Raw genomic sequence first — 18,736 nt, forward strand, 5'->3', positions numbered from 1 at the left:
TTGTCTTCTACAATGCTCAATCCTCGTCATGCCGGACTGTGTCCCTTCATGGAACGCGATTTTATCGACGTCTTCGCCGATGGCTCTTTCAATCCCCGACTATCGGTTGGAGGCTGGGCGTTCGTCGCGTTTCAGGCAGGGCGTGAAATCCAGCGCGATCACGGCTCTGCCCCGGGAGATTCGAACAACACGTTCGAAGTGCTGGCTATCCTGAAGGCTGTGATCTGGATCAATACGGAATGGCGTGGCGCACCTGCCACGATCTGGACCGACTCCAGCCGGGCAGAAGAAGGCTGTCGGCGTTTCAGGCCGATCTGGCGAAACAACGATTGGCGACGGATCGAGCCGAATTTCCGGAAGAGGAAGCGGGCGATACCGGACGTTGCCCTATGGCAGGAGCTCGACCGCCAGCTCAGCGCTAACCCCGGCCTTCGCGTTGAATGGTGCCGAGGGCACGATGGCATCGAAGGCAACGAACTCGCAGACACGATCGCCCGGGCCGCCGCCAACCTTCGTACACTAAAGCAATTCCGGTAAAATCTGGCTCACCGGAATTGCTTTAGATTCTTGTTTTTCCCGCATTATCCAACGCCGAAGCGATGCCGCTTCGGCTGGAAATGCTCTAGGTACGTGACAGCGCGCCGAATCCTGCATCAATCCTTTTTGTCGTTTTAGGAGGGGGCAAGGCACCCAACGCAGCCAACCGCTCGCACTTGCATGATTTCCCGCAGGGTTCGTCAAAAGAAAATCCCGCCGACGTCTGGGACATCGGCGGGATCCATGTTTCAGTACAAAGCAGTGTCGTGAGGACTTAGCTGCACCCGCTCGTGGCGCCGCAGGTGTCGCACTTCTCGCAGGTGCCATTCCGCACCATCGTGAAGTTCTGGCACTCGGAGCACATGTTGCCGGTGTAGCCCTGGGCGATCGAGCGCATGCGGCGTTCGGCTTCGAGCTTCTTGGCGTCGGCCTTGGCGCTGGCGGCTTCGGCGGCGGCCTTGTCGGAGAAGAGGGCGGTGACGCCCTGTTCTGCCTCGTCGGCGATGCCTTCTTCCGCGATTTCCTCGGCAAGCTCGGCGGCGCGTTCCTCGTAATCGCGCTTGAAGGCGACGATTTCGTGGGTGGAGATGGCGGTCGCCGGCTCCAGCTTACGGGCAGCGTTGCCGGCAAAGGAGGTGACGTTGCTGCCCGACGATGCCTTGGCGGGCGCTGCCGTTGCGGCGCCCTTCGGCTCGCCGAGCGGACGATCACCCATCTGGCCGCCCTGGATGAGCGTCGGCTTGTGGCCGCGTGTCCAGCCGGTCGAGAACGGGTTGGTCTTGCCTTCCTGGATGCCCTTGCCGAGCGCGGTGTTGGAGAAGTCCGACTGGTCGACATGCGCGAGGTCATGACGGCCGAGATAGGAGACGGCGAGTTCGCGGAAGACGTAATCGAGGATCGACGTGGCGTTCTTGATCGCGTCGTTGCCCTGGACCATGCCGGCCGGCTCGAACTTGGTGAAGGTGAAGGCCTCCACAAATTCCTCAAGCGGCACGCCGTACTGAAGGCCCAGCGAGATGGAGATGGCAAAGTTGTTCATCATTGCACGGAAGGCGGCGCCTTCCTTGTGCATGTCGATGAAGATCTCGCCGATGCGGCCATCGCCGAATTCACCGGTGCGCAGATAGACCTTGTGACCGCCGACGACGGCCTTCTGGGTGTAGCCCTGGCGGCGGTTCGGCAGTTTTTCACGGTCGCGCGAGACCCGTTCGATGATGCGTTCGACGATCTTTTCCGTGATGGTGACGGCCTGGACGGCAGCCGGGGCTGCGACCAGCGCCTCGATTGCATCGTCCTCGTCGTCCTCGTCCTCGATCAGCGAGGCATTGAGCGGCTGGGAGAGCTTGGAACCGTCGCGGTAAAGCGCGTTGGCCTTCAGCGCGAGCTTCCACGAGAGCATGTAGGCGTTCTTGCAGTCCTCGACGGTCGCCTCGTTCGGCATGTTGATCGTCTTGGAGATGGCACCCGAGATGAACGGCTGGGCAGCCGCCATCATGCGGATGTGGCTTTCGACCGACAGGTAACGCTTGCCGATCTTGCCGCACGGATTGGCGCAATCGAACACGGCCAGGTGTTCGGCCTTGAGGAAGGGCGCGCCTTCCAGCGTCATCGCACCGCAGACGTGGACGTTGGCGGCTTCGATGTCCTTCTTCGAGAAGCCGATATGCTCCAGCAGGTTGAAGGACATGTCGGACAGCTGCGCATCGGAAACCTTCAGCACGTCCTTCAGGAAGTCGGCGCCGAGCGTCCACTGGTTGAAGGCGAACTTGATGTCGAAGGCTGCCTTGAGACCGGCGCTGACCGCCTCGATCTTTTCGTCGGTGAAGCCCTTGGCCTTCAGCGAGCCGGGGTTGACGGCTGGCGCCTGGTTGAAGTTGCCGTGGCCGACCGCATAGGCCTCGATCTCGGCGAGCTGGCTCTCGGAATAGCCGAGCGTGCGGAGCGCTTCAGGAACGGCGCGGTTGATGATCTTGAAGTAACCGCCGCCGGCGAGCTTCTTGAACTTCACCAGCGCAAAGTCGGGCTCAATGCCGGTCGTGTCGCAGTCCATCACGAGGCCGATCGTGCCGGTCGGCGCGATAACGGTCGTCTGGGCGTTGCGGTAGCCGTGCTTTTCGCCAAGCGCCACAGCCTTGTCCCACGCGGCCTTGGCGTGGACGATCAGGGTCTGGTCCGGGCACTCGTCATGGATGAGCGCGACCGGGTTGACCGAAAGCTGCTCGTAGCCAACCGTTTCGCCATAGGCTGCACGGCGATGGTTGCGCATGACGCGCAGCATGTTGTCGCGGTTCGGTGCAAAGCCCGGGAACGTGCCGAGTTCGCCGGCCATTTCGGCCGAGGTGGCGTAGGAGACGCCGGTCATGATCGCGGTCAGCGCGCCGGCAATGGCGCGGCCTTCCGTCGAATCGTAGGGGATGCCGGACGACATCAGCAGGCCGCCGATATTGGCGTAGCCGAGGCCGAGCGTGCGGTATTCGTAGGAGCGTTCGGCGATCTGGCGCGACGGGAACTGCGCCATCATCACCGAGACTTCGAGCACGATGGTCCACAGGCGGACGGCGTGTTCGTAATCGGCGATGTTGATGTTCTTGGTGGCAGCATCCTTGAACTGAAGCAGGTTCAGCGAGGCGAGGTTGCAGGCCGTGTCGTCGAGGAACATGTATTCCGAGCACGGGTTCGAGGCGCGGATCGGGCCCGCGGCCGGCGAGGTGTGCCAGTCATTCATCGTCGTGTTGAAGTGCAGGCCCGGATCGGCCGATGCCCAGGCGGCGTAGGAGATCTGCTCCCAGAGGTCGCGGGCCTTCAGCGTCTTCATGACCTTGCCGTCCTTGCGGGCGGTCAGGTTCCAGTCGCCGTCATTTTCCACCGCGCGCAAAAAATCGTCCTTGAGCGAGACGGAGTTGTTGGAGTTCTGGCCGGAGACCGTGAGGTAGGCTTCCGAATCCCAGTCCGTGTCGTAGGTCTTGAACTCGAGGTCCTTGTAGCCCTGCTTGGCGAACTGGATGACGCGCTTGACGTAGTTTTCCGGAACCTGGCTCTTCTTGGCAGCGCGGATTTCGCGCTTGAGCGCCGGGTTCTCAGCCGGGTCGTAGCACTTGTCGCCGTCGGCCGAGCAATTCACGCAGGCCTTCATGATGGCCTTGAGGTGGTTGGAGACGATCTTCGAGCCGGTGACGAGGGCCGCCACCTTCTGCTCTTCCTTGACCTTCCAGTTGATGTAGGCCTCGATATCCGGGTGGTCGATATCGACCACGACCATCTTGGCCGCACGGCGCGTCGTGCCGCCCGACTTGATGGCGCCAGCGGCGCGGTCACCGATCTTCAGGAAGCTCATCAGGCCGGAGGAGCGGCCGCCGCCCGAAAGCTTTTCGCCTTCGCCGCGCAGATAGGAGAAGTTGGAGCCGGTGCCGGAGCCATACTTGAAGAGGCGGGCTTCACGCACCCACAGGTCCATGATGCCGTTCTCGTTGACGAGATCGTCCTCGACCGACTGGATGAAGCAGGCATGCGGCTGCGGGTGTTCGTAGGAGGACTTCGACTTGGTCAGCTTGCCGGTGAAAGGATCGACATAGAAATGGCCCTGGCCGGGGCCATCGATGCCATAGGCCCAGTGCAGGCCGGTGTTGAACCACTGTGGGCTGTTGGGCGCGACGCGCTGGGTGGCGAGCATATAGGCAAGTTCGTCCTTGAAGGCGGCAGCGTCTTCTTCGGAGGCGAAATACTTGCCCTTCCAGCCCCAGTAGGTCCAGGTGCCGGCGAGACGGTCAAAAACCTGGCGTGCGTCGGTTTCCGAGCCGTAGCGCTCACCCTCGGGGAGCGTCTTCAGGGCTTCGGTGTCGGCAACGGAACGCCACAGGAAGGAAGGAACGTCGTTTTCCTCGACCTTCTTCAGGCGCGCAGGCACGCCGGCCTTGCGGAAGTATTTCTGGGCAAGAATGTCGGCGGCGACCTGGGAGAACTGCGCCGGCACGTCGATATCGGCGAGCCGGAAGACGATCGAGCCGTCCGGGTTCTTGATCTCGCTGATGGCCTTGCGGAATTCGATTTCCGCAAAGGCCGACTGGCCGGGTTTGGTGAAACGACGTTCTATGCGCATTGTCCGTTGTCCTCTGCTGCCGCAACCTGCCTTGAAAACAGGGCGCAATTAGTCCCGTCCAGCCGCAATAGCTTGCAGCCAGCTCAAATCTTCAGTCCGTGCGGGAAACCCGATCAATCTCGGGATCCTGTATCTTGTGCTGAGTTTAGCTGCAAACACTAAATATAGTATCAACAGCTTCTTTTTTCCAGCCCCATGATCGCGGTGGCGTTCCAAGAAATCCTGCGCGAATACCCTCGTGCGGCGAGCGGATCATCCATCCGGCCACATGCGCATGACAACGCGATTTCGTGAAGAGAACCGACCTCGTAACAATACGGTCCAGCCGCCGCCGCAACTTGGATTTCATTAACCTCATCAGGGCGATTCCCGTCAAGGGCTGGTTTGTGACTGAAGTTTGAACCCTATATCTTGTGGCTGTTGCCTGTGGAAACTGGGGACATCGTGGGATGCCTGAAGAATCAGCGGCTTCGCGTCGAAAGGTGAGGTGGCGCGACACGCCACTGTGGAAAAACGAAAAAAATCACAGGTGAAAAGACGGAGTTTTTTCGCACCCCGACATCAAGCAATAGCCAGCGAGGGCGAGTTGTGATCCGTGGATAAAGTGATTCTCTTACGTAACGTCAAAGCGCGTCCAGATTGACGCCGATGGTGATGGTGCCGATGACGGCACCGGTGCGCGGATCCCTGATCGGAAGGCTTGCCTGCGCCTGCATGAGCTGTGTGGACTCGTCGCGCTCCGCTTCCTCGATATGAAGCGCACCGTCACCAAAGCTCGCCTGCCACTTCGCCTCGTCGCCCTGCCAATAGTCGGAGGTGATGTCGCTCTGGCCGACATTGAGGCCGCGATTGTCCATGACGAAGATTTCGGTGATCAGTCCTCCAGCGGCACGCTGCTGGCCCTTCAAATAGAGCGATAGGGGATTGGACAGCTGCGCCTCGATCATCGGCCGTGCGGCGCGGGAAAGTTCCGTCCGCCAGCGGGCATCGAGGTCGTCGATCGCGGCCTGGCTGAGGTGAGTATGGGCTGCGTTCTGCGCGATGATGGCATTGAGGATTGCCGGTTCATCGAGCCAAGGACGGACATTGTCGTCGATGAACTCCGCGACGGCCGAGATGCGGATATCCTGCTGCGCTTCCGCCTGGCTCCAGAGAAGCAATGCCGCGACGAGGGCTGCCGCAAATGCCGGCTTTTCAGAATGCATGTCGTATCCGGCCTCCCTTCACCGCTGTTAGTCGGCGAATGTAAGCACTATCTTTTCAAGGAATTGCAGAAAGATTAAGCCGGCGGGCGCATTTCGCACATCCGCCGGCTCCGGGTGAAACAATCGGCAAATCAGCGCGTTGCCGCACTGCATTGACCCTGTTTCAAACCGCGTTGCTGAAGATCAGCCTTGCGTGCCCTTGGCGATTGGCTCCTGGTAGGTAAAGCCCATGTCCCAGGGGAAATAGATCCAGGTGTCCTGGCTGACTTCGGTGACGAAGGTGTCGACCATCGGGCGGCCCTTCGGCTTGGCGTAGACGGCGGCGAAATGCGCCTTCGGCAGCATGGCGCGCACTTCGGCGGCCGTCTTGCCGGTGTCCGTCAGGTCGTCGACGATGAGGATGCCTTCACCGCCTTCTTTCGACAGTTCGGGCGAGATGCCCTTCAGCACATGCATTTCGCCCTGTGAGACATAGTCGTGGTAGGAGGCGACACAGACCGTCTCGATGACGCGGATATTGAGCTCGCGCGACACGATAGCCGCCGGCACCAGGCCGCCGCGGGTGATACAGACGATGGCACGCCATTCCCGCCCGCCATCTGCCAACCGCCAGGCGAGTGCACGCGCATCGCGATGAAACTGGTCCCAGGAAACGGGGAAGGCTTTGTCGGGCAACGACATGTCAGGCTCCTGATAGGCGAAAAAGAAGATTCCTTCTCTCTAATGCACTTTGCCCCTCAAGGAAATCGCCGCCCGGCCCCGTAGACCGGGCGATCCACAGCCCTGTCGCGTCTAGCGCGACATCAGCACCGGCACGCGGGCGCCCCGCATCATGGCGCTCGTGACGCCGCCGAAGAGGCGTTGGCGCAGCCGCGAATGGCTGTAGGCGCCCATGACGATAAGGTCGGCGTCGATTGCGGTCGCGCGTCGGTTCAAGGCCTCGGCCACGGAATGACGATCGGAGGCACCGGAGGTGGCGGTCATCTTGATGCCATGACGGGCGAGGGTGGCTGCCAGCTCGGCGCCGCAGAAGTCGCGAGACTGCATGGCATTTTCCGGCGGGTCGACGGTGAATATCTCGACCTCTTTCGCCGCGGTCAGGAAGGGCAGGGCATCGAAGGCGGCGCGCGCCGATTCGCGCGAACCGTTCCAGGCTAGCAGCACGCGCTCGATCGGCTCCGGGCCAGCCGGGGCGTTGGAGACGAGATAGACTGGCCGGCCGCTCTCGTAGAGCAGGTCTTCGATATCTTCTCGCGCCGGGCCATCGGCATCCGGGTCGAACTGGCCGGCAAGCACGAGATCGGCGCCGCGGGCGCTGTCGATGATGCCCGCCGAGGCGTAACCGGCCGTGCCGGTGAAGAGGCGCCATTCATAGGAGATGTCGTCGCGCTCGCAGCGGGTCTTGAAGGCCCGCTCAACGTCGCGCGACTGGCGCTGGGCGCGCTCCTGCAGATCCAGCACGGCATTCGGATCGGGATATTCCATGGGCGCGATGAGCGTGACCACGACCGGTGATTCCGCATGAATGCCGATGACATGGCCGCCCGTCTTGCGGGCGAGCATGAGTGCATGGTCCGTCACCTTGCCGGCGTCCTCAGTGGCGCTCAGCACAGCCACGATGGTCTTGTAGGTCATTTCGGCCTCCTGTCCTCATCACAGTGCCGGCGTCACGGCGGCGCGCAAAGCACATTGTAGAATATGGGTCAGCCGCACCATTCTGCAAATCGGAAAGATCAACGGAATGTGCGGCTGCGGCGAGTATGAGCCAGCCGTGCCGTCAAAACCTTGATACGGATCAAGAGGCCACCTTGGCTGTGGCGATTGCGGCAATCATCGCCATTACATCGCGCTCCGCTGCTTCCGCTGGGGCTTCCTCGCGGCTGCGGATGACGATCTCCGTCGAGAACCGGTTTTCGGAAAAACGCGGATAAGAGCCAATGCTGGTCTCGGGGTGGTTCTTCTGTATTTCGGCCAGCGCGCTGCCGATATCGCCTTCACCGAAGGGCGAGGCGACGGAGCGCGAGAGTATCGGTACGCCGCCTTCAAGTGTCGGCACCACGGTGCTCAGCATTGCGGTAAAAACCTGCGGCACGCCGGCCATGACGTAGACATTGCCGATATTGAAACCAGGCGCCGTCGAGACGGCGTTTTCGATGTGCACGGCCCCCTCGGGCATGCGGGCCATGCGCTGGCGCGCTGCGTTGAACTCCACGCCGCGCTTTTCGTACATGGCGCCAAGCAGTTGCATCGCAAGCGGATCGTAGAGACAGGGCACGCCGAACGCCCTTGAGATCGCATCCGCCGTGATATCGTCATGCGTCGGGCCGATGCCGCCGGAGGTGAAGACATAGGTGTAGCGTTCGCGCAAAGCATTCAGCGCTTCGACGATCGCCTCCTCGTCGTCGCCGACGATGCGCACTTCCTTCAGATCTATGCCGGCGAGGAACAGCATATCGGCGAGCTGGCCGATATTCTTGTCCTTGGTGCGCCCGGACAGAAGTTCGTCGCCGATGGCGAGCATGGCAGCGGTGGCGATAGGACGGGAACTCATGGGCGCTCTCTGAAGTTCGGACGGAAATGCTGACCGTAAGGGCGGCATTGTCAATGGCGGGTGAACAGTCTGTCGACCGGGCGGCTCATGTCGCCGTCACCTCAAAGTGCTACATCCAAGCCGACGCCGCGATCAAGCGGAAAGGTCCCTTCGACACTCAGGAGATGACGATGGCAAAAGTTCTGGTTCTTTACTACTCGGCCTATGGCCACATCGAAGCCATGGCCTATGCCGTGGCGGAAGGCGCGAAGTCGGCCGGTGCCGAGGTGACCGTGAAGCGGGTGCCGGAACTGGTGCCGGAAGAGGTCGCAAAGTCCTCGCACTTCAAGCTCGACCAGAAGGCCGAGATCGCCACCGTCGGCGAACTTGCCGACTACGACGCGATCATCGTCGGCGCCGGCACGCGCTTCGGCACGGTCGCCTCGCAGATGCGCAATTTCTGGGACCAGACGGGTGGCCTGTGGGCTGGCGGCAAGCTGGTCGGCAAGGTCGGCTCGGTCTTCACGTCCTCCGCCACCCAGCACGGCGGCCAGGAATCGACCATCCTCGGCTTCATCCCGACGCTACTCCACCACGGCCTCGTCGTCGTCGGCCTGCCTTACGCCTTCCAGGGCCAGATGGGCGTGGAAGCCGTCAAGGGCGGTTCGCCCTACGGCGCCTCCACCATCACCGACGGCGACGGCTCGCGCCAGCCCTCCGAAATCGAACTGGAAGCCGCCCGCTACCAGGGCGCCCATGTCGCCAAGATCGCCGGAAAGCTTTCGGCCTGACGTTCTCCTGAAACGTCACTGAAAAGAGGGTGTGGCCACCATCAGGGGCCGCACCCTTTTTTGTTTTCGGATCAATTCCGCTGGCCCCTTGATCCCGTCTGCACTGTCGGCTACGCACGGTTTCAGCGCGGGCGTGGCGAAACTGGTAGACGCAAGAGACTTAAAATCTCTCGGCCTTGGCTGTGCGGGTTCGATCCCCGCCGCCCGCACCATCCCATTTTTTATGAATTCGTAGAGCCCGGTTCCTTCAACAATGAGGAGGGCGCTGTAAAAGTTAAGGGTCAACCTTTTATACAGGTTGTAATTTTCGACGGGCAAATTACACCCTGAGGCTTCTAAAAGGGGCGACGGGGAATGGAAGAATTTGCTTTTGCTTTTGCAAACAGTGGCGAGTTTGTCCCGGTTTGCACCGCGTTCGCGGCGTTATTTATCGGGGGATATCTATACGCCCGTCGCCCACAATTTAATTTCGTGCTCAAAAGATCGAGTTACGTGCTGCTCAGCGGCCTCTTGTATATCTCAGCAATGGCAGGTGGGTTTATTTATCTCGCCTCTCCCGAAGCGATGGCTGGAGCCTATTTTTTCTGGATCGTTGTGGCGAGCCATGCCATTTATCTAGTGGTAGGTTATATGAACGGTGCCATCGCAGTTGCTCGGTCGTTAGACGCTTATGGCAACAAATCCAGGTGGTATTTTGGCTTCATACCACTCATATGTTTGTTGCTCATCTTCAAACCATCGCTTGAGAAGCGCAAAAGAGGTGCTCTGTCGTGGATCGGAGCAATCTCTATGGTCTGCTGTGGGGTTGTCTTCTTTGGCGTTGGTCGCGCTATAGAGAATGATTTGGAGATAAAAATGTTCCAGCGCTTTAGAGATGCGACCGAGAACACGTTTGTTGCTGGTAAGATTGCGGAATGGACGTTTAAATCACAAGGGTTGGCAGCTTCCCTCGAGCAAACGGCACGAGATACCAAGACACCTCAGCGCGTGGATGAGCAGACGATTTTGACTGCCATCAAGGCGACAGAGACCAGCCTTGAATATACGTATACCGTCAGTGGCGACCTCGAAAATATTGCGGACGCCCTCAAGAAGGGCATTTCAAAGCACCTTTGTGATAGTGCGTTGCAACCGCTTATCAACATGGGCGCTCTCATAAAGAGCACCTACAGCAGCGCTGATGGCAGGCAGGTCGTCGATATTTTGGTAGACGAGGCACGCTGTGCCGACGTCGCCGACCAGGCTTAGCCTATATTGGATCGCTCAAGCGTCACCCGGCAAAAGTACCCACCACTACATAAAACAGCGCCGAAATCGCCGCCGCGGGCCACAGCGCGGTGATCCCTGCCCAAACGATTTTGCCGGCGATGCCCCAGCGCACCGCGGTGACGCGGCGAGCGGCGCCGACACCAATGATGGCGCCAGTGATCGTATTGGGTGGTCGAGACCGGAATGCCGAGCCAGGTTGCGGCGAAGAGGGGGATGGCCCCAGTGGTTTCCGCGCAGGATCGATCCCTGCACCGGGTTGAGGGGGGCGAGCCCATCGTTTGCACGATACGCCAGCCACCCATCAGCGCGCCGAGTGCCATGGCCGCCTGGCAGCTGATGACCACTAATAAGGGCACGTAGAATTCCCCGCCAGCCTTGCGAATAGAGCAGGACCGCGATGATGCCCATGGTCTTCTGGGCGTCGTTGCTGCCGTGGCCGAGCGAATAGAGCGAAGCGGAGATGAACTGCATCACGCGGACGGTGGGATCGATGGCAAACAGCGTCTGGCGCACGAAAAGCCAGGAAAGGATCAGTACGAGCACGAGCAGGAAGCCGACGACGGGTGTTTTGCAAAGCGATTTCTAGCTTTGCAAAACGTTGGCTCGATGCTGTTCTTCTTGCGGCGGTTGTTATGCTGTTGATCGTCGATGGATCACTTGACCGGCCGCACGAGCGAGATGACCCGCGGCTTTGAGGGCGCGTCAAGCCATTCGATCCACTTGTCCCGCTCCTCTATCGTATCGAAGAAGCGCCAGAGCTTGAACTCCTCTTCAGTGGTTTCCAGCATCTCGCCGATGGATGCGAGCTCCAGCGGCAGCGCCACTTCGTTGCCGTCGAAGCGTATGAAGTAGACCCCTTCGGCCGCGAGACGGACAACTTGGCCGGTGCCGTAACTTCCATCGGGATCGTCGACGGTGAAGTACATTCCGGTCAAAGTGTCAAAAACTTTGTCGTTCATAGGTTTCCAATGCCAGTTCAAAAAAGACGCACGCCTGATTTCATTTAATCGAATGCACCGCTTCGTCAATCGTTCGCTTCTTCCACACCGTTCCTCAACGCGGAGCGGCGATACGCTTAGCCCGAGAAAACACTGAGCGTCAGATAGAACAGCGCCGAAATCGCTGCTGCCGAGGGCAGCGTCACGATCCAGGCGATGACGATATTGCCGGCGATTCCCCAGCGCACCGCCGTGACGCGGCGAGCGGCACCCACGCCGATGATGGCGCCGGTGATCGTGTGGGTCGTCGAGACGGGGATGCCGAGCCAGGTGGCGGCGAAGAGGGTGATGGCACCGCCGGTTTCCGCGCAAAAACCCTGCATCGGGTTGAGGCGGGTGATCTTCGAGCCCATCGTGTGCACGATGCGCCAGCCACCCATCAGTGTGCCGAGCGCCATTGCCGCCTGGCAGGTGATGACCACCCAGAAGGGCACGTAGAATTCGCCGCCGAGATAGCCCTGCGAATAGAGCAGCACGGCGATGATGCCCATGGTCTTCTGCGCGTCGTTGCCGCCATGGCCGAGCGAATAGAGCGAAGCGGAGATGAACTGCATCACGCGAAACGTGCGGTCGACGGCGAACGGTGTCTGGCGCACGAAAAGCCAGGAGACGATCAAGACGAGGACCAGCGCCAGAAAGAAGCCGATGGCGGGAGACAGAAAGATGGCGCTCGCCGTCTTGATGAGGCCACTCCAGACGACGGCGTCGAAGCCGGTCTTGGCAAGGCCGGCACCAACGAGGCCGCCGATCAGCGCGTGCGAGGAGCTTGATGGAATGCCGAAAATCCAGGTGACGACATTCCAGATAATCGCGCCCATCAGGGCTGCGAAGATGACGAGCGGGCTGACGATGCCGGGATCGATGATGCCCTTGCCGAGCGTTTCGGCGACATGCAGGCCGAAGAACAGGAAGGCGATGAAATTGAAGAACGCCGCCCACATGACGGCATATTGCGGGCGCAGCACGCGCGTCGAGACGATCGTGGCGATGGAATTCGCTGCGTCGTGCAGGCCGTTCAGGAAATCGAAGAGCAGCGCTATGCCGACGAGGCCGACGAGCAGCGGAAAGGCGAGGGTGGCGTCCATCAGACGTTCTCGATCACGATACCGCTGATTTCATTGGCGACATCCTCGAAACGGTCAACGACCTTTTCCAGTTCGCCGTAGATCTCGCTGCCGATGATGTAGGCCATCGGGTCGGACTTGCCGTATTGCTTGAAAAGGTTCTTCAGGCCCTGGTCGTGCAGCTCGTCGGAGCGGCCCTCGACGCGGGTGACCTCTTCGGCAATCGCGCTGAGGCGGCCGGCATGCACGCCGACCTTGTCGAGCAGCGGGATGGCCTCGGCGATGAGGTGGGCGGCCTTGACGACGACGTCGCCCATTTCCTGCATGCCGGGCTCGAAGCTGGTCTGCTCGAAGAGGCGAATGGTTTTCACCGTCTTGTGCATCATGTCGATGGCATCGTCCATCGACTGGATCAGGTCCTTGATGTCGCCGCGGTCGAAGGGGGTGATGAAGCTGCGGCGCACGGCGAGCAGCACTTCACGGGTGATATCGTCGGCCTGGTCTTCCAGCGCGACGATGCGGTCGCAGTGCTTTTCCATGTCGGGGCCGCCGGCGAGCACCTGCTGGAGGGCTTCGGCAGCGCCGACGACGGTGCGGGAATGCTGTTCGAAATAATCGAAGAAGCGATCTTCACGCGGCATAAGTTTGCGAAACAGCGAGAGCATGGATGCCCCTTACATGGCTGGGGTTGTCATGCGGCTGTCATAATTGACCGTCAACGCGCTGGAAAGCGCCGATTCCGGCTTGTCACAATTCTCTGCTGGCCTGTGGATAAGCCGTAAAGCGGATCACGGCACGATCTTGAATGGCTGCTCGCTGACGGCAACAGCACCGCTTGCGGCATCGCGGAAACGGTAGCGCAGCACGTAGTCGCCGGGTGGCGGGCTGGTGAGGTTCAGCGTCAGCTTGGCGAAGACTTCCTGGTTGCGCACGCTGCCCTTGAAGTCGAACGAGCCGAAGGCTTTCTGCTCGGCGAGCTTGGTACCCTTGGGATCGAGCAGTTCGAGATCGACCGTGAAATGCGATTCCAGCAGGCCCGCGTCGGCTGGCCGCCAGGTGAGGCCGACCGGCTCGACATAGGAGATCAGCGCCTCGCCAGCCTTGAAGCTCGCTTCCGGCCGCGCCGTATACATGCCGTAGCCTTCCGGGGGCGCGGAGACGAAGACGGATTTGCCGATCGAAAAGGGCAGGGTGGCGGCGAAAGCGCCGTAAGCGTCGCGGATCGTGCTATGCGCGCCGACCGTATCGCCGGCGGCGGCCTGTTCCTCCGCCTTTTTTGCTGCGTCCTGAAGCGGACCGGCAAAGGCCAACGTGGGCAGAAGCGTGCCGATAAAGCTCAGACGCAACAGGGACTTCGACACAAACATTCAGTCTTCCTCCAGCCGGATGGCGGCAGGATGCGAATTAGCGTGGCAACAGTCAAGAACGCCTGACGGCAAGTGCTAAATCAGCTCTTCCAGAACAGCGGTGTCAGGATGACGAGAACCGTGAGGATTTCGAGACGGCCAAGCAGCATGAGGAAGGAGAGAAGATAGAGCGCTGCATCGTGGAAGCCAGCGAATGAGCCGGCCGGGCCGATCGCCTGGGTGACGCCGGGGCCGACATTGGAGAGCGAGGTGGCGGCTGCCGAAATCGCCGTCAGCACGTCATAGCCCATCAGGCCGAGCAGGATGGCGCCGATGGCGGAGATCGCCACATAGGTGATGAAGAACAGGAAGACGCCGCGCTGGAGATCGATATCGACGGTCATCGTCCCGTAGCGCACGGCATGAATGCCATCCGGATAGATGAGGCGATAGAGTCCCGTGCGGATGAAGTTGAACAGGATGATCAGGCGGTAGGCCTTGAGGCCGCCGGCGGTCGAGCCCGAACAGCCGCCCATGAAGGTCGCGACGAAGGCGAGCGCCACGATGAAATGGCCCCATTGCGTATAGTCGTCGCTGGCAAAGCCGGTCGTCGAAAGGATCGACGAGACGGTGAAGAAGGAATGCGCCAGGGCCTCGCGGAAATCGACGCCGTTTTCAAGTCGCTGGAAGACGCTGGCTGCCACGGAGAAAAGCACCAGATAGCCGAGGAACACGCGGATCTGCGGATCACGCCACGCATCGACGCGGCCGCGCACGACGATGAGGATCAGCACCGAGAAGGGCAGGCTGGAGAGCGTCATGAAGAAGGTGGCGGCCCAGAGCAGCGGCAGGCTTTTGAAATAGCCGAAGGAGGCGTCATGCGTCGAAAGCCCGCCGGTCGCGACGGTGGACATGGCATGGTTCAGCGCGTCGAAGCGGCTCATGCCGAGGGCAGCATAGGTGATGGCGCAGATCAGCGTGATCGCCACGTAGATGGCGAGGAACGCTCGGGTATAGCTTGCGATGCGGGCGAAGGGCTTGTCGGCGGTGTCGGATGATTCGAGCTTGAAAAAGGACATGCCGCCAACGCGCAGATACGGCATGATGAACAGCCCGAGCGCGAGAATCCCGATGCCGCCGAGCCAGTGCAGCAGCGAGCGCCACATCAGGATGCCGGGCGGCGCGTCGTCGAGGCCGACGATGACGGTCGAGCCCGTCGTGCTGATCGCCGAGACCGATTCGAAAAATGCCTGCGCGAATGTCAGCTTCATCGAGGATAGCCAGAGCGGCATCGCGCCGATGAAACTCGCGCTCAGCCAGAGCATGTTGACGACGAGGAAGCCCATGCGCTTGTTGAAGGGCGGCGGGCCGGCGCGGGTAGCGGCGGCCGTGGCGAGCGACAGGCCGCCGGTCATGAAGGCGGAGAGAAAGAAGACTTCCGAATCGGGATGGCCGTAATAGACGTCGATAAACGCCGGGATGAGCATCGCCACCGAGAGATAGATGCCGCTGATGGCGGCAATGTTGATGGCGGACCGGAAGATGGTGGCGTTCAAGGAAAATCGTCCTGCGTGCCGGCCACCGCATCATTGATGCGGTATATTCAAAAATTCTACAGCGCCCTTTGCACGTCATGAATGACGTGCGGTACTGTAGGCTCAGTCAAGTCTCGAAAGGCCGCGCGGCCGGGACGGGTGGTGTCTGTCGCTGCGATATGCAATAGCCTTTGCATTGTACAAACTCAAGGATGGCATCGAACGGCATGAAACCGGACGTCGACGCAGCCCGTGACGCATTGCGCGGGCTTTTTCCCGAAACACCCCTTCAGCTCAACGAACATCTCTCCGCCCGCTATGGCGCGGATATTTACCTGAAGCGCGAGGACCTCTCGCCGGTGCGTTCCTACAAGATCAGGGGCGCGTTCAACTTCTTCCGCAAGGTTTTGGCGAAAGAGGACGGGGCCCGCAGCTTCGTCTGCGCGTCCGCCGGCAACCATGCTCAGGGCTTTGCCTTCGTCTGCCGCCATTTCGGTGTGCCGGGCGTCGTCTTCATGCCGGTGACGACGCCGCAGCAGAAGATCGACAAGACGCGAATCTTCGGCGGTGAGTTCGTGTCGATCAAGCTCGTCGGCGACTTCTTCGACCAGTGCTACAAGGCGGCCCGGGACCATGCTGCGGAGACTGGCGCGCTGATGGTGCCGCCGTTCGACCATGAGGATATCATCGAGGGGCAGGCGACGGTGGCGGCGGAAATCGTCGAGCAGCTCGGTGACAAATTGCCGGATCTCGTGGTGCTCCCCGTTGGCGGGGGCGGCCTTGCCTCAGGCGTGACGGGCTATCTTGCCGACAAGCTCGGTCCCTCCAGTTTCCTGTTCTGCGAACCTGCCGGTGCGCCGAGCCTCAAGCGCAGCCTGGAAGGCGGCGCCGTGGTGACGCTCGACCAGGTGGATAATTTTGTCGACGGTGCCGCTGTCGGGCAGATCGGCGCGCTCAATTTTGCTGCACTCAGCCGGTTTTCCGCCGATCAGGTCATGCTGCTCTCCGAAAACGCGATCTGCGTGACGATGATCGACATGCTGAATGTCGAGGGCGTGGTGCTGGAGCCGGCCGGCGCACTGTCGCTGACGGCGCTGGATGCGCTCGGCCGCGAGGCGCTGGAGGGCAAGACGGTGGTCGCCGTCGTCTCCGGCGGCAATTTCGATTTCGAGCGTCTGCCGGACGTCAAGGAACGCGCCATGCGGCATGCGGGCTTGAAGAAATACTTCATCCTGCGCCTGGCCCAGCGCCCCGGCGCCCTGAAGGACTTCCTCAACATGCTCGGCCCGGACGACGACATTGCCCGCTTCGAATACCTGAAGAAATCCGCCCGCAATTTTGGATCGATCCTCATCGGCATCGAAACCAAGGCGCCGGAGAATTTTGCGGCGTTGAAAAAGGCCTTCGACGGCGCGGGCATGCGCTATCAGGACATCACCGAGAACGAAATTCTCGCAAACCTCATCATCTAGGGGCACGACGGCCGGCAGTGCTCTCCTCTTGGAGGGCGTTGCGGCCTGTGTTAGCAATCGATCATGGCATCATTCTTCTCAAAACTCTTCGGTCGCAGCGGCGGCTCGGCTCCTCCGGTGAAAATCGCGGAGGAAACCGAGGCCTACAACGACCTCACCCTTATCGCAGCTCCCATTCCGGAGGGCGGCCAGTATCGTCTTGCCGGACGGATCGAAAAGCGGGATGGCGACCGGGTGTGGACCCGTTCCTTCATCCGCGCCGATCTCTTCTCCTCGCGGGACGACACGGTCGCCTCGACCTTCCGCAAGGCCAAGCAGATTGCCGACCAGCATGGTGCGTCGCTTTTCAGCGACGGCGTGGACAGCCGGCAGGTCTGAGGCGGGGCGAAGCAAAAGCCGCTTCGCTTTGTGAAAAATCATACAAACAGCATGAAGACGCTGGAGAACCAGCGCATTTGCCTGTATCCGCAGGAAACGACTTGTTGCGACCGTGCCGGTGCTGTTAGCTGCTGGCACGAAGAATCTGCGGACCGATCATGGGTACTGAAAATCTGATCCTGCTTCTCATCGAGGCCGGGTTCTATTTTGTCTTCATGGTGGGCATCCTGCATCTTCGCCATCAGTTGGGCATCGGCGTTTTCGTCGCCGCGCTCGGGGTGATGCACTTCCTAGAAACCTACCTGGCGGCTGTCTTCTACGTCGAATTGCCCTTCGGTGTCATTTCGCCGGGTTCCTCCGTGCTTTTTTCCGGCAAGCTGATGATGATCCTCCTTCTCTACGTGAAGGAGGATGCGGCCGTCGTGCGGGCACCGATCTACGGCCTGCTTGCGGGCAATTTTCTGACGGTGGGCCTCGGTTTTCTCCTGCGTCACCACCAGACCATCAGCGTCGTACCCGGTCGTCTTGCCGACCTCGCCTTCATCGACGAGATGGGGTGGCTGATGCTCTGGGGCACGACGCTGCTCTATATCGATTCGCTTGCCATCATCCTGCTCTACGAACGCCTGGGCCGGGTCTTCAAGCGTAGCACGGCCATGCGCTTCTTCGTTTCCGGGGTCGTGGTTTTGACCTTCGACCAGATCGGCTTCTTCGCCGCTCTGCATTTCCTGAACGGCGCGCCGACCGAAGTCTTCTGGGGCGGCTGGCTTGCCAAGATGATGGCGGCCTGCGCCTACGCCGTGCTGATCACCATCTATCTCTCCTATTCGCGTATTTCGGCCATTCCGGTCTCGCCGCGGCCGATTGCGGACATCTTTGCCGATCTCACCTTCCGGGAGCGTTACGAGGATCTGCTTGACCGGTCCGGCAGGGACGCGCTGACCGGTGTCTATGATCGCAGCCGCCTGGAATTCGAAGCGCCGCGCATGCTTTCGGCGATGCTGGTGGAGGGCAAGCCGCTGGCCCTCATGATCCTCGATGCTGACCACTTCAAGGACGTCAACGACCGTTTCGGCCATCTGGCCGGCGATGGTGTGCTCAAGGATATCGCCGCCTGCCTGCAACGCGCGGTGCGTGGCAACGACAAAGTCTTCCGCTTCGGCGGCGAGGAATTCGTGATAATCTGTGAAGATATAGCCCCCGATGTTGGGGCCGAGCGGGCGGAAGCGCTGCGCCGCGCGGTGGAGACGGAAATCCTCCGACCGGACGGTGCGCCGGTCACGGTCAGCATCGGTATTGCCAACAGCTACAATGACGGTACGACGCTGAATGCCCTGCTCTCGGCCGCCGACGCCCGGCTCTATGCCGCGAAGAATGCCGGACGCAACCGTGTGATTTCCAACTAGTTCTTTGCCTTGACGCCTGGATTTCGCTTCCCAAGCCCAAAGCTGCAAACGGTTCTTGCCTTTTGCCCCGCAATGCGACCGATCCGTACTCGATCCCGTCACAAAAGGT

Annotated in this window: 16 protein-coding genes, 1 tRNA gene and 1 pseudogene; 7 read left to right on the forward strand and 11 right to left on the reverse strand. The window is 60.8% G+C overall.

Annotated elements, in window-relative coordinates; genetic code table 11:
* The first annotated feature begins 48 nt into the window (after positions 1-48).
* Positions 49-537, forward strand: coding sequence for an RNase H family protein (locus ACT6VE_RS04385; protein WP_444797377.1), 489 nt, complete (start codon positions 49-51; stop codon positions 535-537).
* A 274-nt stretch (positions 538-811) separates the two neighbouring features.
* Here ACT6VE_RS04385 and ACT6VE_RS04390 read toward each other — a convergent pair whose 3' ends face one another.
* The 5 genes from ACT6VE_RS04390 to ACT6VE_RS04410 form a co-directional block, all read right to left on the reverse strand.
* Positions 812-4,633 (reverse strand): vitamin B12-dependent ribonucleotide reductase, encoded by a 3,822-nt coding sequence (locus tag ACT6VE_RS04390; RefSeq protein WP_444797378.1) that lies wholly within the window; start codon positions 4,631-4,633, stop codon positions 812-814.
* 623 nt (positions 4,634-5,256) lie between these two features.
* A complete protein-coding gene (locus ACT6VE_RS04395) occupies positions 5,257-5,838 on the reverse strand; it encodes a hypothetical protein (RefSeq protein ID WP_444797379.1) in 582 nt (193 codons plus the stop codon).
* Between the two features lie 183 nt (positions 5,839-6,021).
* Entirely contained in the window at positions 6,022-6,519 is a 498-nt protein-coding gene (gpt, locus tag ACT6VE_RS04400) for a xanthine phosphoribosyltransferase (RefSeq protein WP_444797380.1), read from the reverse strand.
* 111 nt (positions 6,520-6,630) lie between these two features.
* Positions 6,631-7,473: a universal stress protein gene (locus ACT6VE_RS04405; protein WP_444797381.1), complete on the reverse strand. Its 843-nt coding sequence runs from the start codon at positions 7,471-7,473 to the stop codon at positions 6,631-6,633.
* Between the two features lie 160 nt (positions 7,474-7,633).
* Positions 7,634-8,389: a competence/damage-inducible protein A gene (locus ACT6VE_RS04410; protein ID WP_444797382.1), complete on the reverse strand. Its 756-nt coding sequence runs from the start codon at positions 8,387-8,389 to the stop codon at positions 7,634-7,636.
* A 170-nt stretch (positions 8,390-8,559) separates the two neighbouring features.
* On the opposite strand from ACT6VE_RS04410, the gene wrbA reads away from it, so the two are divergent.
* From wrbA to ACT6VE_RS04425, 3 genes are all read left to right on the forward strand, one after another.
* Positions 8,560-9,159 carry an NAD(P)H:quinone oxidoreductase type IV gene (wrbA, locus tag ACT6VE_RS04415; RefSeq protein WP_444797383.1) on the forward strand — a complete coding sequence of 200 codons (600 nt, stop codon included), beginning with the start codon at positions 8,560-8,562 and terminating at the stop codon, positions 9,157-9,159.
* Between the two features lie 127 nt (positions 9,160-9,286).
* A tRNA-Leu gene (locus ACT6VE_RS04420) sits at positions 9,287-9,371 on the forward strand.
* A 142-nt stretch (positions 9,372-9,513) separates the two neighbouring features.
* Positions 9,514-10,407 (forward strand): hypothetical protein, encoded by an 894-nt coding sequence (locus ACT6VE_RS04425; RefSeq protein ID WP_444797384.1) that lies wholly within the window; start codon positions 9,514-9,516, stop codon positions 10,405-10,407.
* Between the two features lie 22 nt (positions 10,408-10,429).
* On the opposite strand, the pseudogene ACT6VE_RS04430 reads toward ACT6VE_RS04425, so the two are convergent.
* From ACT6VE_RS04430 to ACT6VE_RS04455, 6 genes and pseudogenes are all read right to left on the reverse strand, one after another.
* A pseudogene (locus ACT6VE_RS04430) lies at positions 10,430-10,992 on the reverse strand (anion permease); the annotation flags it as partial.
* Positions 10,993-11,081: 89 nt separating this feature from the next.
* Positions 11,082-11,387: a hypothetical protein gene (locus ACT6VE_RS04435; protein WP_444797385.1), complete on the reverse strand. Its 306-nt coding sequence runs from the start codon at positions 11,385-11,387 to the stop codon at positions 11,082-11,084.
* Positions 11,388-11,503: 116 nt separating this feature from the next.
* On the reverse strand, positions 11,504-12,511 hold the full coding sequence (locus ACT6VE_RS04440; protein ID WP_444797386.1) for an anion permease: 1,008 nt from the start codon (positions 12,509-12,511) through the stop codon (positions 11,504-11,506).
* Positions 12,511-13,155, reverse strand: coding sequence for a DUF47 domain-containing protein (locus tag ACT6VE_RS04445; RefSeq protein WP_444797387.1), 645 nt, complete (start codon positions 13,153-13,155; stop codon positions 12,511-12,513). Before ACT6VE_RS04445 ends, ACT6VE_RS04440 begins: the two co-directional genes overlap by 1 nt.
* Positions 13,156-13,278: 123 nt before the next feature.
* Positions 13,279-13,857 carry a hypothetical protein gene (locus tag ACT6VE_RS04450; protein WP_444797388.1) on the reverse strand — a complete coding sequence of 193 codons (579 nt, stop codon included), beginning with the start codon at positions 13,855-13,857 and terminating at the stop codon, positions 13,279-13,281.
* Positions 13,858-13,937: 80 nt separating this feature from the next.
* Positions 13,938-15,392, reverse strand: a complete 1,455-nt coding sequence (locus tag ACT6VE_RS04455; RefSeq protein WP_444797389.1) for a TrkH family potassium uptake protein — start codon at positions 15,390-15,392, stop codon at positions 13,938-13,940.
* A 206-nt stretch (positions 15,393-15,598) separates the two neighbouring features.
* Here ACT6VE_RS04455 and ilvA point away from each other — a divergent pair, with 206 nt between their 5' ends.
* The 3 genes from ilvA to ACT6VE_RS04470 all read left to right on the forward strand — a co-directional run bounded on the left by ilvA (position 15,599) and on the right by ACT6VE_RS04470 (position 18,627).
* Positions 15,599-16,843 (forward strand): threonine ammonia-lyase, encoded by a 1,245-nt coding sequence (gene ilvA / locus ACT6VE_RS04460; RefSeq protein WP_444797390.1) that lies wholly within the window; start codon positions 15,599-15,601, stop codon positions 16,841-16,843.
* 63 nt (positions 16,844-16,906) lie between these two features.
* Positions 16,907-17,221, forward strand: a complete 315-nt coding sequence (locus ACT6VE_RS04465) for an HlyU family transcriptional regulator (protein ID WP_444797391.1) — start codon at positions 16,907-16,909, stop codon at positions 17,219-17,221.
* 155 nt (positions 17,222-17,376) lie between these two features.
* Entirely contained in the window at positions 17,377-18,627 is a 1,251-nt protein-coding gene (locus tag ACT6VE_RS04470; protein WP_444797456.1) for a diguanylate cyclase, read from the forward strand.
* Positions 18,628-18,736 lie beyond the last annotated feature (109 nt).

Source organism: Shinella sp., assembly GCF_052438155.1.
GTDB lineage: Bacteria > Pseudomonadota > Alphaproteobacteria > Rhizobiales > Rhizobiaceae > Shinella.